Origin of the sequence: Rhizobium sp. PP-CC-3G-465, assembly GCF_004343445.1 — a bacterium.
Classification (GTDB): Bacteria; Pseudomonadota; Alphaproteobacteria; order Rhizobiales; family Rhizobiaceae; genus Ferranicluibacter; species Ferranicluibacter rubi.
Window position 1 is genome coordinate 25,473 of record NZ_SLYH01000009.1, and the last position, 16,062, is coordinate 41,534.

The following is a 16,062-nucleotide window of genomic DNA, read 5'->3' on the forward strand; positions in this document are numbered from 1 at the left end:
TCCGCCAAGAGGTATGGTTTGAGCCTACTGTGGCAACGCGAATGCCACGACGTAATCACCCATCTTTTTGCTCGCCCCTGTCCCACCGGCGCTGATGAGAACGAACTGGCGACCGCTCTGCGGCGACACATAGGTCATAGGAGTGGTTTCCCCCCCGACCGGCAATCGTCCTTTCCACAGTTCCCGACCGGTGCGAACGTCGATCGCACGCAAATAATAGTCTTGGGTGCCTGCCATAAAGATGATGCCGCTGGAGGTCGTCACAGGTCCGCCGCGCGTCGGCATACCGATCGGAATAGGCAGATGTGTCGGGATGTTAAGCGGGCCGAGATCTTCAGCCGTGCCCATCGGCATCTGCCAGGCGATCTTGCGCGTGGCGAGATCGATGGCTGTCAAGGTACCAAATGGCGGTGCCTGGCATGGTGTTCCGAGAACCGATACGAACGTGGCCTGCTCAATACCCCACGGCGTGCCTGCTTGCCTGCCGCCTGCGCCCTCCGACCCCGGTCCACTGTGTGTAGCGTCGAACTCGGCCCGGGGAACAAGACGACTGGTGACGCCAGTGCGGATATCGTTGACGATGAGATAGCCGAGATTTTCCGCGATTGAAACAGAACCCCAGTTCATGCCACCGAACCAGCCGGGAAAGTGGAGAGTGGTTTTGTCACTTGGGGGTGTGAACGGGCCTTCATATCGAGCCTTTCTGAATGCGATGCGGCAGGCAAGCTGATCGAGCGGCGTCATTCCCCACATACGCGCCTCGGTCAGATGTTCCACGCCGATGGTAGGCATGCCCAATGAGAACGGCTGTGTCGGCGAGGTGCGATCATCGGCGACGCCGCCTTGAGGAACGGGCCGTTCTTGAACGTCGGCGATCGGAGTTCCGGTCCGTCGATCAAGCATGAAAATTTGGCCGGTCTTCGTTGTCTGAATCAAGGCTGGAATAGTCCCGCCATTTCCGTCCGGGACATCGTAAAGTGCTGGCTGCGACGGGACGTCGAAGTCCCAGATGTCGTGATGCACCGTCTGGAACCGCCACCGTTCGCGACCCGTTGCCAGATCCAGTGCTACGATGGATGAAGAGTATCGCTCGTCTGCCTCCGTGCGATGACCACCCCAGAAATCTGGTGTCGCATTGCCGGTCGGCAGATACACAAGTCCCAGCGCATCATCGTAGGCCGGTGTCGACCAGACATTGGGTGTCCCGCGTGAGTAATCCTCGCCCGCTGGGGGCAGTCCGGTTATGTTGGGGTTACCAAGATCCCAGGCCCATACGAGTGCTCCACTAAGCACGTCGAAGGCGCGCACGACGCCCGATGGTTCGCCAACCTCTGCATTGTCCCATACAAGTCCTCCCACGATAATTAGATTTCGGGCAATTGTGGGTGCAGCAGTGGGGAAGTAGAAGCCTGGCTTTATGTTGCCCATGCGGGCGCCAAGATTGACAACGCCGTTATCGCCGAAGTCGGCGCATGGCGCGCCTGTCGATGCGTCGAGTGCCACGATGCGCGCATCCACTGTAGTGGAAATTATCCGCCGAGTGCAAAGTGCCGCGTTGCTCGATGCTTCGGCGGAAACGAGTGTTCCGGCTGATGATGAATCGTGGTATCCGACGCCGCGGCAGCGTGGGCGGTTGTTTCCTGTTGCCTTGGCGTTGAACCGCCAGCGTTCCTGCCCACTTTCCGGGTCTAGCGCAAAAATGGCGTTTGATTGGGTGCAGCCATAGAGCAGGCCGTTCACAAACAGTGGCGTGGTGACAAAACCTTCGCCCTTGCTCGGGTCCGGGACTTCACCCGTTCGGTAGGTCCAGGCGACTTGCAGGCCGGATACATTGTCCGGAGTAATTTGATCAATTGGCGCATAGCGCGTGCCGGAAGGGGTTCGGCCCCAATGGGGCCAATCGGCGCCCGCGATCGGACCGACGGCGGCGCCAGGAACGGGCTGCGGGGCATTGTCCGTGGTGACGATTGGATGAGGCTGGAAAGCCGAATATGTGCACGCAGCCAGTGCAACCAGGATAACAGCTGCCAACCCGTAAGAGGACGCTTTGAGACTTCGAGCCCTATTGCGAGGCAAGGCGGGTGTCACCAGAAGGACAGGCAGCGCGATGACTGCCGGCGCAACCAGCCTTGACACGAGCGGCCAAAAGTCGAGACCGACTTCCCATATCGCCCAAGCGATCGTGGCGGCAAATGCAAGAAGGAAAACCGCAGCGCCTGACGGGCGGCGTCGGGCAATGAGGTAGCCGGAGACAACGAGTGCTGCACCGGCGGGAGCGAAATACCACGATCCTCCAAGAGTGATCAGGTACAGGCCGCCAATCGCCATGAACAGGCCGATTGCGATGATGAGAGCGCCGAGGCCGGCAAGCACTAGCGTTCCTGCCCGCGTTGAAGCTGAGTGCGAAATTGGTTCTCTCCCTGTCTTGAAAGGCGTCTGAGTGCGTTTGAGAGACGCGGTGGCCACACGAGATCAAGCTAGCACGGGATTTGCAGTCCGACTATTTCCTCATTCATGAATAGACATATAAGTGGCATGCATGAATTGACGCTATCAGCTTCGAGATCGGGGCGGGGCTTGTTCGTTAACAAACGTGGTCTGTAAGCGCTCCCGGAACGGAGAGAGGCAGGCGAGATCAATTTGGGGTGCGCCGGTTGGAGAATGTTGAACTCAGGAGGCGAGCTTAGTTCTAACAAGGCCTGTGCTCCAGCGGCTGACAGGCTAAAGATTGCTCGGTTTGAGGATTGCACGGATAAGTTGTTAGTTACTCAATAGGAGGGCAAGCGTCTCTCTTGACCTCCTATCCACTCGATACATTCTCAAAATCGAACACTGTCTGCGTTGCGAGGGCCGCCGCTCCGCGTGCCCAGGCGCTCGGGAGCCAATCAGGGACCAGTGTTGGCTTTGAGAAGAACGTCAGAGCTTCCATCTGCCTGCGGATAGGTCCAAGTAGGGCTTCGCCGAATGAAACAGCCTCGCCCCCAACGACGATGACGTCTGGGTCGAATAGATTGACAACATCTGCGAGATGGCGGCCGATCCGAGTGCCCGCATCATCGAGAATTGTCAAAGCGGTTCCATTGCAGATTTCCACCGCTTTAACGAAGCCCTGCCATGTAATCGACTGTCCCGTAAGCCGGGTCCACTCATCCAGCATGAACGATTCTGCGGCATGCGCCATAAGGCAGCCATGCCGACCGCATTCGCAGAGGCGCCCGTTCGGCACGGAAATGGTATGTCCAAGTTTGCCAGCAGCGCTTCGGCTTCCATGGTAGATCTTGCCGTCGATAACGAGCGAGCAGCCGATCCCGGCGCCAATGGCGAGAGCTGCGAAATTGCGATGCTGACGCCCCACTCCGAACAGACGTTGTGCGACGGCGAAGGCATTCACGTCGTCATCAATCCACACCGGCGCATGGACCCGTTCAGCGAGCATCTCTGCGAAAGGAAGATTGCGCCAGCCAAAGCGGGGGCTCTGCAAACATGTCCCGGTAGCAGGGTCGATCTCGCCAGGAATTGATACACCGATTCCAATAAGTGCATTGTTCTCGCGGCCGGCCCGCTTCAGAAGAAGCGGGATAGTCGAGGCTATCGTTTCAATGATCGCCTCAGGAGCAGGGTCTGAGATGTCGACATCAAAGGCAATTAGCGGAGTGGTCGCAAGGTCGGTCAATACGCATTCGATGTGATGCCGGTGCAGTTTGAAGCCGACAGTGAGGTGTGCTTCGTAGTTGATATCGAGCGGCGTCGGTCGGCGCCCTGTGGTACCCGCAACAGAATCACGCTCGATAACAAGTGTTTCCTCGATCAAGTCTGCAATGACGAAGGTCACGGCCGCAGCACTCAATCCCGTCAGGCTGGCCAACTCCACACGCGACAACGGCCCCTGTCGGCGAAGCAGGCTGAGGATGAGACGCCTGTTAATGGCTCTGGACGTAGTGGGGCCGCCGCGCATAGATCACCTTATTTAATTTTGTAAATTAACTATTGATCGATTCTGGAGGATAAGCTAGCTTTTCATTGTTGGCAATCGTGGGAGGGAGGCTTGACCAAATGTCTAAGCCTCGTTTCGGTTGGCAATTTGGGAGAAACAAAGTCCCTAAACGCGACCGCAGCTGATGATCGCGCTGTTGGACTTAGCTCTGGGAGGAGATACCATGCCTGATAACAAGACTGCACTTAGTTTCGCTACATCTCGGCGAACCCTGATGCTCGGGGCTGGCGGCCTAATGGCGAGCGCCGCCCTGCTTGGCAGCCCTGCCTTGGCGCAATCGAAACAACTGACCATTATTTCAAATATTGCTAACGCTCCACAGCGTGAGGTCCTTCAGCGGCTCGCGGGCGAGTTCGAAAAAGCGAGTGGGACCAAGGTCGTCATCAACAATATGGACCACGAGGCGCACAAGACCGCCATTCGAAGCTATCTGGTCGTCGGTGCGCCCGACATCTGCTTCTGGTTTTCGGGCAACCGCATGAAGTCCTTCGTCAAGCGGGACCTTTTTGACGATATCTCCGACCTCTTCGAGCGTGAGAAGTACAAGGATGTGCTGGGCGCGTCGGCCGGCGCGGTCACGGTAGACGGCAAGCAATACGGTCTGCCACTCGGCGGTCTCTTGTGGGGCCTGTTCTACCGCAAGGATGTGTTTGCGCAGAAGGGCTGGACCCCGCCAGTGACCTTCGAGGATCTTCTGTCACTCGGCGAAAAGTCGAAGTCCGCAGGCATGATCCCGGTCAGCATTGGGACCAAGGAGATGTGGCCGGCGGCCGGCTGGTTCGATCACATGAACTTGCGCATCAACGGCCTCGAAAAGCACATGGCCCTGATGGATGGCACGATGGCCTATACGGATCCCGCTCTGACACCTGTCTTCGACAAGTGGGAGGCCCTGATCAAGGCGGGACTGTTCACGCCGAACCACACCTCTTCGGGATGGGAGCAGGCTGCGGCCGCACTGGCACAGAAAAAGGCGGCAATGATGGATCTCGCAGGCTTCGTCAAATACGGTTTTCCCGCCGAGGAGCAGGCACAGATCGCGTTTGCGCCTTTTCCGGAAATCACGCCCGGTCTGCCGCGCTACGAGGACTTCGCGTTGAATTCCATTCACATTCCGAAGAACGGCAAGAACAAAGAGGGTGCGCGAGAGTTCCTGGCCTACCTGTACAAGCCCGAGAACCTCGCAGCCTATCTTGCGCCGGAAGGCGCCGTGCCGCCGCGCAGCGATTGCCCGCCGAGCACCGATCCTCTGGTGAACGCTGCGATGGAAAGCCTGAAATCGGTCAAGGGCTCTTCCCAGTATTACGACCGCGACACGGATCCGGACATGGCTCAGGAAGGCCTGAAGGGTTTCCAGGAGTTCATGGTGAAGCCTGAGAGGCGCGAGCAGATCCTTGTTCGTCTCGAAGCAACGCGCAAGCGCGTCTTCAAGGCCTAGCCGAACCGCGGTCGTCATCCTTCCTGGCGCCGCACTTCGGGCGAAGGGGCAAACCTCTTCGCCCTATCCGTCCTGCGTGCTTGAGGATCCTCAAGCCGTTGTTGTTCTCGTAGTGAGGCAGATGTGATGTCCCGACTCTGGCGACGCCATAGCAACTGGCTGGCACCAACCCTCTTCATTCTTCCAGGTATCGTCCTTTTCGCAGTCGTTATCATATTCGCGTCGCTCCAGACGATCTGGGTCTCCTTCCACGAATGGGATGGTGTTGGGGCCATGGTCTGGGTGGGGCTCGACAATTATCGGCAATTGATCGACGATCCGCAGTTCATCGTCTCGCTGAAGAACAATGTCATTTGGCTCGTGATGTTCATGGCCGCGCCGCCGCTCGGGCTTGCGCTGGCGCTGATGCTCAATCAGCCGATCGCCGGCATGCGGATTGTGAAGTCTCTATTCTTTATACCCCTGGTGCTCGCCTCCGTCACGGTTGGCGTCGTTTTTACCTGGGTCTATGATCCCTCGTTTGGCCTTCTGGCGCTCATCTTCACGGCCTTCGGTGCAACGGCGCCGGCCCTGCTGTCGGACGAAAACTTCGTCACTGTTGCGGTCGTCATCGCCGCCCTCTGGCCGCAGATCGCCTTTTGCCTCGTCCTGTTCCTGGCGGGTCTCAACAACCTGAACGAGGAGTTGATCGGGGCAGGGCGGGTGGATGGGGCCCGCGGCTTTGCCATGCTCTGGAACGTCATCCTGCCGCAGCTGCGGGAGGTGAGCTTCATCGCGCTTGCCGTCACCGTCATCGGAGCGCTGCGCTCGTTCGACATGGTTGCGGTGATGACATCCGGCGGCCCGTTCGGTTCCTCCACCGTGCTGGCCTACCAGATGTACGAACAGTCGATCTTCTCCTACCGCTTCGGCTACGGCGCGGCGATCGCAACCGTCCTGTTCGTGATCATGGCCGGTTTCATCGTTTGGTATCTGCACACTTTGCTCAAGGTGGAAGAAGGAAACGCCTGATGTATCCTCGCCCCATCCCGGCCACAGCACCTGCGCGCCGCGGCCTCTATATCGGCCTTGTCTCACTCGTCCTCCTCCTCTGGCTACTGCCGCTCTTCACCGTCATGATAACGTCGCTGCGCTCCTTCGAAGAGGTCATGGCCGGCAATTACTGGGGCTGGCCGGAGAGCTTCAACCTTATCGAGAACTACACGGCGGTCTTCACCCAGACCGCCATGGCCCGCTATTTTGTCAACAGCCTCGTCATCACGCTGCCATCGGTGGTGGGCGTACTCGTTCTGTCCACGCTCACTGGCTACGTATTGTCGCGTCACCGGTTTCCAGGCGCGAACCTCATCTTCGCGCTCTTCGTCGGCGGCAATTTCCTGCCGGCGCAGATCATGATGATCCCGGTACGCGATCTCATGGTGGCGCTCGGCCTCTACGATACCTATGCTGCGCTGATCGTCTTTCATGTCGCCTTTCAGACGGGGTTCGCGACGCTGTTCATGCGCAACTTTATCGCCGCGCTGCCGGACGAGCTTTTCCAGGCGGCGCGATCGGAAGGCGCGTCACCCGGTCAGACCCTTGTCCACGTCGTTCTGCCGCTGGTGCGCCCCGCGCTTGCGGCACTTGCGATCCTCACCTTCACCTTCGTCTGGAACGACTATTTCTGGGCGATCGTGCTGACCCAGAGCGATGCGGTGAAGCCGGTGACGGCGGGTCTGAGCAACCTGCGCGGCGAATATGTCTCAGCCTGGAACCTCGTCTCCGCAGCGACCGTCATTGTCGCGGTACCCCCAGTCCTCATGTTTTTTCTCATGCAACGCCACTTCATCGCCGGACTGACCGTCGGCGCGGTGAAGGGGTGAGCAGACAACCCAAAGGATGGCTCTGCGATGGCGAGCGTTGAACTCCAGAACATTGAAAAGCACTACGCCGGCTATCACGCTTTGCGCGACATCAATCTGACCATTGAGGACGGCGAGTTCGCCGTCATGGTCGGCCCGTCCGGCTGCGGAAAGTCGACACTCCTGAAGACGATCGCGGGTCTAGAGAGCATCTCCTCCGGGCGCCTCCTTATCAAGAACCGCGACGTCACGGCGGAGGAGCCGGGCGACCGCGGCATTGCCATGGTGTTTCAATCCTACGCTCTTTATCCGCATATGACCGTAGCGGAGAACATGGGCTTCGGGCTTCGCATGGCTAAGCGGCCAAAGACAGAGATCGATGCCGCTGTTGCCCGCGCCGCTGCTATCCTACGCTTGGAGGAGCAGCTCGACAAGCGGCCGCGACAGCTCTCCGGAGGCCAGCGCCAGCGCGTGGCGATCGGCCGGGCGATAACGCGCTCGCCAGACGTGTTCCTCTTCGACGAGCCGCTCTCCAATCTCGATGCGGCGCTGCGCACACAGATGCGGGTCGAGCTCTCGACGCTGCATGCCCGATTGGGTGCGACTATGATCTATGTGACGCACGACCAGGTCGAGGCGATGACCATGGCCAGCCGCATCGTGGTGCTGAACAAGGGTCAAATCGAGCAGGTCGGGGCGCCGCTGGCGCTTTACAACAATCCGGTCAATCTGTTCGTCGCCGGTTTCCTCGGTGCGCCGCGAATGAACTTCGTGGAAGGGATTGTTCGGACGGCCGACGGTCGCGGGGCCGTCATCGAATTTCAGTGTGGCATGTCGATCACATTCAGCGACCTCGCTAGTCCGGTTCGCAGCGGCGATCATGTCACCGTCGGTATCCGTCCGGAGAAGCTCAGGATCGATAACATCAGGTCCGGCACGACCTTCCCGGCCGAGGTTCGGCTCATTGAACATCTCGGTCGCGAGACCATTGTCTATGCCGATGCCGGAAGCCTGACCACAAGCAATTCGGATAGTGGAACCGGCGCTTTCACCATTCAGATCGGAGATATCGTGCCATTCCGGCCTGGTGCCCCGCTGGTTCTCGGCTTCGACGTGCACGATGCCTACCTGTTTTCTACCGATGGTCAAACGGTATCCGCGCTGAAACCGGTCACCGGTCTCTGACGCATCCTCACTCCGAGCTTTTACGAAGGATGATCTCCATGAAGCGCACTTCCGCTGCTCCGCTTTCCGTCTGGCGACCGCTCAACCTTGATCACTTCCTTTTGGGCGTCCCACATTATCCCGAGCATATCGATGAAGCGCTTTGGCAGAGCGACGCGGAGAGGATGGCGGCCGCCGGATTTAACGTCGTCCGTCTAGGCGAGTTCGCCTGGCATCTGTTCGAGCCATCGGAGGGCATCTTCGATTTCGACCTCTTCGACCGGGCGATCCAGGTGCTGGGTGCGGCCGGTATTCAGACGATCTTCTGCACCCCGACGGCGACACCGCCGCGCTGGTTGACGGTGGCTTATCCTGAAGTGCTGCGCGTCGATGAACACGATCGTGTTGCCACGCACGGGTCGCGCCAGCATGCCGACACAAACAGCGCGGTCTATCGCTCGCACAGCAAGCGCATCACGCAGGCGCTAGCCGATCATTACCGGGACAATCCGCATGTCATCGGCTGGCAGACTGACAACGAGCTGAACACCACGGTCTCGACCTCCTACTCGCACGAGACGCAGGTGGCGTTCCGTGCGTATCTTGAGCGCCGCTACGGCAGCATCGACGCGCTGAACTTTGCCTGGGGCGGGAATTTCTGGGCGACGGCCTATGACGGGTTCGACCAAATCACCGCGCCTCGCGCCGCCAATCCGGGTTTCCCAAGCCCCGGTCATGTCCAGGATTACCACCGCTTCCTGGCCGATGCGACCGCGGGGTTTCAGCATGATCAGGTCGAGATCCTGCGTGCGGTCAATCCCAATTGGTTCGTCTTTCACAATCTCGGTCGCCTGGAAGATATCGACTTCCGCGGCTCGTTCGGGCAAGATCTCGACTTTATCGGCTTCGATATCTATCCCATGCTGTATGACGAGATGCGGCGCACTGGTGGTCATGCGGCGACGCAGGCGCTCCATCTCGACGTCTGCCGGGCCTTCAGCGGCAACTTCATCGTGCCAGAACAGGCATCCGGTTTCGGCAGTCAGCCGGGCTTCTCCACGATGACCCCAGAGCCTGGCGAGATGCGGCGGATGGCGCTCAGTTCCGTTGCGCGCGGGGCGGATGGTCTTTTGTTCTTCCGCTGGAGACCGGCGCATTTCGGCGCCGAAATCTACTGGATGGGTATCATCGACCATGATGACGTTCCCCGTCGTCGTTACCATGAGGCTGCGCAGTTTGCCGGAGACATCGCCCGGATCAAGGAAGACCTTCTCGGCACCACAGTCCGCATGGACGTCGCCATCGCGGGTGCTGATTTCGACAATCAGGAAGCGTACAAGACCTATCCGATGGGCCTGCCGAGCCCGCTCGAGGACGGGACGCGGCTGCACCGCTATTGCTACGACAATGGCATCGCCTGTGGTTTCATTCACCCGGCTGACGATCTCTCGCGCATCAAGCTCCTCTACATCCCACACTGGGTCATGTGGAAAAGCGAGTGGGATGCAAATGTCGAGGCCTTCGTGCGCAACGGCGGCACGCTGGTGGTCGGCGCGATGACCGGAACGAGGGACGAAAACAATCATATCCCGCGCACCCTTGCACCGGGACCAGGCCTCTCGGCCCTCTGCGGCGTCCGCGTCGAAGAATTCGGACGCGTCGCGGAACCCGGCGCCGACGGTCTCTTCGGCATGCCGGGCCCGGAATTCGGGCTTAACGTTCCGGCTCGGCGTCTGCCCGCTAGCTCGTCGCAGCGTGGTTATCGGTTGGCGATCGGCAACGCCGAATATGACGCTGCGCATCTCTACGAACTTTTCGAGACCGACAGGGATGTCGAAACGCTTGGTCAGTGGAGCAGCCGCTTCCTCGGCGGGCGGACTGCTGTTTCCCGCCGCAGCGTGGGAAGCGGCCAGGCGATCTATGTCGGCACCTACCTGACCGACGCTCTGGTCGGGGCGCTCGCCGAACATCTCTTCGGAAACGCCGGCATCCATCCTCTAGTGCCGAACTTGCCGACAACCGTTGAGGTCGCGCTTCGCGAAGCAGACGACCGCAAGCTCCTGTTTCTCATGAATGCGGACGGAGAAACCGTGAATGTCACTGATATTCCAGAGGGCATAGATCTCTTGTCGGGGAGCCCCGTCTCGGGGCATCTGGCGCTTGGCCCCTACGGTTGCGCGGTGATCCGGCTCGATGACTGACCAACTTGCGTTCTGGGGGCTGGTACGTGCTGGGCTTCAGCCCTGCCATTTTCTAGCTTTCTATTGCAGGAGATGGTGGCCGCACAACCAAACACAGGTTCAGTGAGCTGCAGTGGTGGTTCTGCCATTGTCGACGAGGCATAGGGTAAGAGCTTGGGCGGTTGGTCATGTACAATCCAAGCAAGCCGTATTGAGTTCGAATCCGTTCAAGGTGATGAGAGGCCCCTAAAATGGCCTCCCATCTTACGAAGTTCAACCAGACGAGCGCCGTCATTCGTTAGCGGCGAAGTCGGTCGAGAACGACATGGCGCGCCACTCGGAGAAGATGGCGGCGACCGTGCCGCTACCGAGCGACAGGCGGACCGGCGGATTGGGGGCGTCAGTGAAGGCGATCAGAACCTCTGCCAGCCTTTGAGGATCGCCATGTTGGTTATGGCTGAGACTGGCAGCCACGATGTGCATCTTGCCCACTGTTTCTGCATAATCGCAAATGACGTTACCACTGACCGACAAAGACGAGCTTTCGAGGAAGTCGGTGCGGAAATAGCCCGGCTCTACGACGGTGACGTGGATGCCAATCGGCGCGAGCTCGTCATTCAGGGCTTTGCTCCACCCCTTGAGGGCAATTTTCGTCGAGGAGTAGACGCCGAAGCCGGCCACGCCGCGATAGCCGCCGATCGATGAGATGTTCAGGATGCGGCCGGAGCGCGCCTGGGGCATGAAGGGCAGCACGGCGCGGGTCACGTTGCGGAGGCCAAAGACATTGGTGCGGTAAAACGGCCTCCACCTGAGCCACGGTTGCTTCTTCTACGGCACCCATCAATCCGAACCCAGTATTGTGGATCAGGATATCCCTGTAGAGACCAGACGAACCTGGAAGGCGTGAACATCCTTAAGATCAAGCCGATCCGGTGACCGACCGAAATAGCGGCTGAACTTCTGGACGGCGTTGATGTAGGATCGCTGGGTTGCCGGAGACAGATTGCGGACCGTCATGTCCTCGATCGTCCGGCGGCGAAAATGGCTAAGCTCAGCCATCTGGACTTCCTGTCTGAAGGGTGGGTTGCAGCCCACCATCCAATCAGTCAGGAGGCTCCGTTCAAAGCCCGCCCAAAATCGCCGCGATAGCGGCTTAGTTCAATCCTGAACGTCGATCCGGCCTAGGCCTTGGGAGTTTAGCCGCGCAAGCAAGATCATCGAGTTTCAGCCGACTGGGTCTCGGTCGCTGGATGACCATGAGCTGATGGTCGAGGCAGCACTGTCGGGCGTGGGAGTGGCTTATGTCTGGGAGGAACGCGCGCGCCCTAATATCGAGAATGGCAGCCTGATCGAATGCTTGGCATCTTCAAATGCGCCGGAGGACTGGCTTTATCTGTGCTATTCGACGCGAAAATTCCCGTCGGCTGGATTGCGAGCTGTCATCGATGCGCTGCGCGTTTAAACGGAGGGTGCACCGAGGTGATCCAGATCCTTTTAAGCCCAGGGGTTCGTTTGCGCGATCCTCTAGCTTTACCGTTAGAAGCATGTAGGAGGTCAAGCGTTGGCCTTATTGACTGACGCTCTTCCACTTGGTGAAGTATCGCTCCATCATCTCTGCTTCAGACATAGGCTTGCTATAAAGATACCCCTGCATGATATCGCAGCCATACAAGCTCGCGGCGCCGGCCTGCAATTCTGTTTCGACGCCTTCTACGGTTACCGATATGCCCATTGCGCGGGCAAGGGCGATGGTCGCCTGTAGGACGGCCGCCGCATCCTGTTCGGTATCCAAGGCCGCGACCAGCGACTTGTCCACCTTCACCCGATCGAACGCAAAGCGGCGCAACATCCCAATGCTGGCAAAGCCCGTTCCAAAGTCATCAAGGGCGACACCGACACCGAGCCCTTTCAGTGCTGTGATTGCTTTCAGCGCCTGCTCTGGATGACTGATCAGAACGCCCTCTGTGATTTCAAGGGTCAACCGGCCGGGGTCGGTTCCGGCTTTTGTTAGAATCGCTTCAACCTCGTTGGCGAAACCGTTATCCTGCAGCTGGACCGGCGAAACATTTACGCAGACGCCCACGTCAGGCCAGGCGGTCGCTGCTTGGATGGCCTTTCGCAGCACCTGCAGGCCCAGCATGTCGATGAGCCCGGCCTTCTCTGCGATGGGTATGAAGACATCCGGGGGAACCCGACCGAGCGGCGAGCTGCTCCAGCGCGCTAAGGCTTCGACGCCGCAAATCGTCTGGTCGATGGTCCGGACAAGAGGCTGGTAGAAGACCTCGATCCCCTCGGTCTCCAATGTCTTTCGGAGATACTGTTCTATCATCATGTCATCGCGCCGGCTCTGTTCGAGCGCGCTGTCGAAGGTGACGATGCGGCCGCGTCCAAGGTTTTTGGCGCTATAGAGCGCAATGTCTGCCGCTCGCATGAGGCTGTCCATGCTGATATCAGTCAGCCGTGCCGATGCCCGACCGATGCTGCCGGCGACTTGGATTTGCCGGCTCCCTAGGTGAAAGATATCGCAAGCAGCCGACAGAGCCAACTCGGCGACATCTTCCGTAACGCTTGCATCGAGACCAGTGGTCACGACAATCGCGAATTCGTCGCCGCCGAGCCGGGCCAGCAAAGCCGTCGGCGGCAAGTCTTTTTGCAGTCGTCTGGCAACATCGGCAATGAGCTCGTCGCCGACCGCGTGTCCCCAGGCATCGTTGACGCGCTTGAAGCCGTCGAGATCCAGCAGACAGAGTTCGACGTTCCCCTCGTGCGGGTTGCGGGTCAGCTTTGCGAGATGTTCCAACAGCGCCCGCCGGTTCCACAGGCCGGTCAATGGGTCTTTAAGTGCCGCATGCCTCGCCGCCGCCTCGTCCTGCCGGAGCTTTCGAACGGCCACCCATCCCGCAACGGCAATGCCGGTGAGAAAGATCACCAGAATGGCTGCGCCGACAGCAAGCTGCGTCTTGACCGTGAGGAAGCTGCGGCTGCCTGGCAGCTTCGAGGGCCAGCTGAGATAGGAGATGGAATTGCCTTCGATGTCGGTCAGCGGCACATTCAGCATATTGTCTGCCCGCGCCAGGCTGAGGGTCAGCCTCTCGATTCGGAAACTCTGCGAGAGGTCGCCTATTACCTGCGTCGTCAGATGCCGAGCCATGACGAGCGTGTAGAGATTGCGCTCCTCAATCCGCGTGCTGCTGCTGCTCGGCCGGATCTTGGCGGCGGCCATCAGCGCTACGCCGCTCTTTGACCGCACGGCATAGACCGGAATGATGCCGGCCTGTTCGCCCAGTTGATCCGCATTGCGCACGATCGTTGTGAAATGATCGCCGAAGAACTGCTCCGGCGGCTCGGTTAGCTCTTTGCCGTCCTTGTAGGCCACGATGACGTTACCGCGCGCGTTCGTGACGACAGCGGTGTCATAGGCCGGATTCTCCAAACTCGTATTTGCCCAGTTCTGGGTGATCCAGTACTTCCGGTTGATGGAATTGAGCTGCTTGTAAGCACCGTCCCAGGTAGCGTTGTCATGGAGAATGCCAAAAAGCTGGGTGCGAAGCGCATCCACGGCCGCGGTCGTCGCGTCCAACGCTCGCTCGTCGTCAATTCGGTTGGCTGTGTCCTTCATGGCATTGACGGAACGAAAAACGATGCCTGCAAAGATGCTGGCCACGAGAATGAAGAGGAGTGCCACGATCAGGACCGCTCTTCGCCGTCGCCGATTGTCAGTATGGGGCAGTGCCATTGTCTTCTCCTCCACCTCCGGCAGCCTTGCTGCTGGGAGTTCCTCGGAGATAGAATAGTCGCAAGGCAGTCAAGATTTCATGACCAGTGCACGCGTACGTTCCGCGTTCTTTCTCCATGTCGTACGGCCAACTCACTAAGATGCCACCGCGCGCTGCCACAGCCGAAAATATCGCTGGCCACACCAACGGGAAGGACAGTGCCGCAGCGGCCCGCGTTACGATTAATGGATGTGTAATATCATGCAGTAGCGTCTATTTTGAGCATGATGATCACTGCCCAGACGTACACTGACGTTTGAAATCCCACGTACGATCAGACAACTCCTTCGATCGAAAATGCGTTCTTCAGGCTCAATGCCATGCTCAGAAAGATCGGCGAGCGCCCGGTGACTGGCCTTCGGGACCTCATCGGCATGCCGGTCGATATAGTCAGCCTCGCGAATGCGCCAGCTACTTCAGTTCGTGCGATTATGATTCAGTCTGATCAAAAATCTCTGAAATATATTTCATGGTATGATTTATATTGACGCGTAATGCCTTTTGCGCTTATCTCCCTCTACCGGACTTCGAGGAGGAACTCCGGTCTTCATGGGATCATCGGCCGCTGATGAGGCGCTGCCGGGTATTTGGAAGGGGCTTCGGCCTCGGGGGAGGAATCTTGCGCACATTTCTAGGCACGACCGCTTTGGCGGTCCTTGCGTCCACACTTTTCGCTGGCGTTACCGCTGCTGAAACGGAAAATCCTTTCCGCTGCAAGCCCGGTGAAAGATATGTCATGAACGTCATGGTCTCGGGCGTTGAATATTGGTTCCCGGTCTACGAAATGTTCAAGCAGGCAGGCCAGCAGCTCGGCTGCGACACTGCTTATACCGGCACGCCGGAATATGACGTCAACAAGCAGATCGCCACCTTCGATCAGGCGCTGGCCCAGAACCCGGCCGGTATCCTCGTCCATCCGATGAATTCCGACCCGTTCATTGAGCCGATCAACCGGGCGATCGACCAGGGCACGGCCGTCGTGACCTTCGCAGCCGATGCGCCGCTCTCCAAGCGTATCTCGTTCATCACCTCGGACAATACTCGCGAAGGCACCTATGCTGCTGACGCGATTGCCAAGAAAATGGGTGGCAAGGGCGAATATGCGGTTCTGGAAAACCCGGGTCAGGACAACCACGACAAGCGCATCGCCGCCTTTATCGCCCGAATGACTGAAAAATACCCGGACATGAAGCTGGTCGGCCGTGCGGCTTCCAACCAGGATCCGACCAAGGCCTATCAGGCGCTTTCGAGCCTCGTCCAGGCAAATCCGAACCTCGGCGCCGTCTTCATGCCGGAAGCCAACTCGGCCATTGGCGCATCGCAAGCCAACAAGGAAAACGGCGGCAAGATCCTCGTCATGTGCGCCGACGTCAACGCCAACATTCTCGATATGATCAAGGCGGGCGAAGTGTTCGGCTCGATCAACCCGAACCAGGGCATGCAGGGTTACATGGGTTTCATGCTGCTGTGGCTTGCCAAGCATCCGGAACTCATCGATCCGATGAACGACGCCAAGCGTGTCGGCTTCAATCCAATGAGTATTCCGTTCGTTGACAACGGCCTGTCGATCGTCACGGCTGACAATGCCGAAGACTTCTACTGGGACAAGTACCTAAAGCGGCGGGGCACGAAGGGCATCGAGGAGTAAGTCCTTTGTGCTGGCCGTCCG

At 58.9% G+C, this 16,062-nt stretch carries 10 protein-coding genes and 2 pseudogenes; 7 read left to right on the plus strand and 5 right to left on the minus strand.

The window, feature by feature from the left end; genetic code table 11:
* Positions 1-24: 24 nt before the first annotated feature.
* Positions 25-2,373 carry a membrane-bound PQQ-dependent dehydrogenase, glucose/quinate/shikimate family gene (locus C8J33_RS22000; protein WP_207904051.1) on the minus strand — a complete coding sequence of 783 codons (2,349 nt, stop codon included), beginning with the start codon at positions 2,371-2,373 and terminating at the stop codon, positions 25-27.
* A gap of 427 nt (positions 2,374-2,800) precedes the next feature.
* Positions 2,801-3,955, minus strand: a complete 1,155-nt coding sequence (locus C8J33_RS22005; RefSeq protein ID WP_110802836.1) for an ROK family protein — start codon at positions 3,953-3,955, stop codon at positions 2,801-2,803.
* A gap of 202 nt (positions 3,956-4,157) precedes the next feature.
* Here C8J33_RS22005 and C8J33_RS22010 point away from each other — a divergent pair, with 202 nt between their 5' ends.
* From C8J33_RS22010 to C8J33_RS22030, 5 genes are all read left to right on the plus strand, one after another.
* Positions 4,158-5,432: an ABC transporter substrate-binding protein gene (locus C8J33_RS22010; protein WP_132665350.1), complete on the plus strand. Its 1,275-nt coding sequence runs from the start codon at positions 4,158-4,160 to the stop codon at positions 5,430-5,432.
* A 126-nt stretch (positions 5,433-5,558) separates the two neighbouring features.
* Positions 5,559-6,443, plus strand: coding sequence for a carbohydrate ABC transporter permease (locus C8J33_RS22015; RefSeq protein ID WP_110802838.1), 885 nt, complete (start codon positions 5,559-5,561; stop codon positions 6,441-6,443).
* Positions 6,443-7,294 (plus strand): carbohydrate ABC transporter permease, encoded by an 852-nt coding sequence (locus tag C8J33_RS22020; protein WP_132665351.1) that lies wholly within the window; start codon positions 6,443-6,445, stop codon positions 7,292-7,294. The genes C8J33_RS22015 and C8J33_RS22020 overlap by 1 nt, the downstream gene beginning before the upstream one ends.
* A 27-nt stretch (positions 7,295-7,321) precedes the next feature.
* Positions 7,322-8,458 carry an ABC transporter ATP-binding protein gene (locus tag C8J33_RS22025; RefSeq protein WP_110730819.1) on the plus strand — a complete coding sequence of 379 codons (1,137 nt, stop codon included), beginning with the start codon at positions 7,322-7,324 and terminating at the stop codon, positions 8,456-8,458.
* A 38-nt stretch (positions 8,459-8,496) separates the two neighbouring features.
* Positions 8,497-10,638, plus strand: a complete 2,142-nt coding sequence (locus tag C8J33_RS22030; protein WP_110802840.1) for a beta-galactosidase — start codon at positions 8,497-8,499, stop codon at positions 10,636-10,638.
* 270 nt (positions 10,639-10,908) lie between these two features.
* Here the strand turns inward: C8J33_RS22030 and C8J33_RS22035 are convergent.
* Positions 10,909-11,491 (minus strand): annotated as a pseudogene (locus tag C8J33_RS22035) (SDR family NAD(P)-dependent oxidoreductase); the annotation flags it as partial.
* Positions 11,485-11,676, minus strand: a pseudogene (locus tag C8J33_RS22040) (phage integrase N-terminal SAM-like domain-containing protein); the annotation flags it as partial. The pseudogenes C8J33_RS22040 and C8J33_RS22035, both read right to left, overlap by 7 nt.
* Before the next feature lie 115 nt (positions 11,677-11,791).
* On the opposite strand from C8J33_RS22040, the gene C8J33_RS22045 reads away from it, so the two are divergent.
* The gene (locus tag C8J33_RS22045; RefSeq protein ID WP_281024624.1) at positions 11,792-12,079 is read left to right on the plus strand and encodes a LysR substrate-binding domain-containing protein; all 288 of its coding nucleotides are present in this window, start codon (positions 11,792-11,794) and stop codon (positions 12,077-12,079) included.
* A gap of 105 nt (positions 12,080-12,184) precedes the next feature.
* Here the strand turns inward: C8J33_RS22045 and C8J33_RS22050 are convergent, their stop codons facing one another.
* Positions 12,185-14,353 (minus strand): bifunctional diguanylate cyclase/phosphodiesterase, encoded by a 2,169-nt coding sequence (locus C8J33_RS22050; RefSeq protein WP_132665352.1) that lies wholly within the window; start codon positions 14,351-14,353, stop codon positions 12,185-12,187.
* A gap of 659 nt (positions 14,354-15,012) precedes the next feature.
* On the opposite strand from C8J33_RS22050, the gene C8J33_RS22055 reads away from it, so the two are divergent.
* Positions 15,013-16,041: a substrate-binding domain-containing protein gene (locus C8J33_RS22055; RefSeq protein ID WP_110802842.1), complete on the plus strand. Its 1,029-nt coding sequence runs from the start codon at positions 15,013-15,015 to the stop codon at positions 16,039-16,041.
* The last annotated feature ends 21 nt before the right edge of the window (positions 16,042-16,062 follow it).

Bases quoted from the DNA above. Each gene is read 5' to 3' on its own strand.
- C8J33_RS22005 (WP_110802836.1), bottom strand. From the start codon at position 3,955: ATGCGCGGCGGCCCCACTACGTCCAGAGCCATTAACAGGCGTCTCATC.
- C8J33_RS22010 (WP_132665350.1), top strand. From the start codon at position 4,158: ATGCCTGATAACAAGACTGCACTTAGTTTCGCTACATCTCGGCGAACC.
- C8J33_RS22015 (WP_110802838.1), top strand. From the start codon at position 5,559: ATGTCCCGACTCTGGCGACGCCATAGCAACTGGCTGGCACCAACCCTC.
- C8J33_RS22020 (WP_132665351.1), top strand. From the start codon at position 6,443: ATGTATCCTCGCCCCATCCCGGCCACAGCACCTGCGCGCCGCGGCCTC.
- C8J33_RS22025 (WP_110730819.1), top strand. From the start codon at position 7,322: ATGGCGAGCGTTGAACTCCAGAACATTGAAAAGCACTACGCCGGCTAT.
- C8J33_RS22030 (WP_110802840.1), top strand. From the start codon at position 8,497: ATGAAGCGCACTTCCGCTGCTCCGCTTTCCGTCTGGCGACCGCTCAAC.
- C8J33_RS22050 (WP_132665352.1), bottom strand. From the start codon at position 14,353: ATGGCACTGCCCCATACTGACAATCGGCGACGGCGAAGAGCGGTCCTG.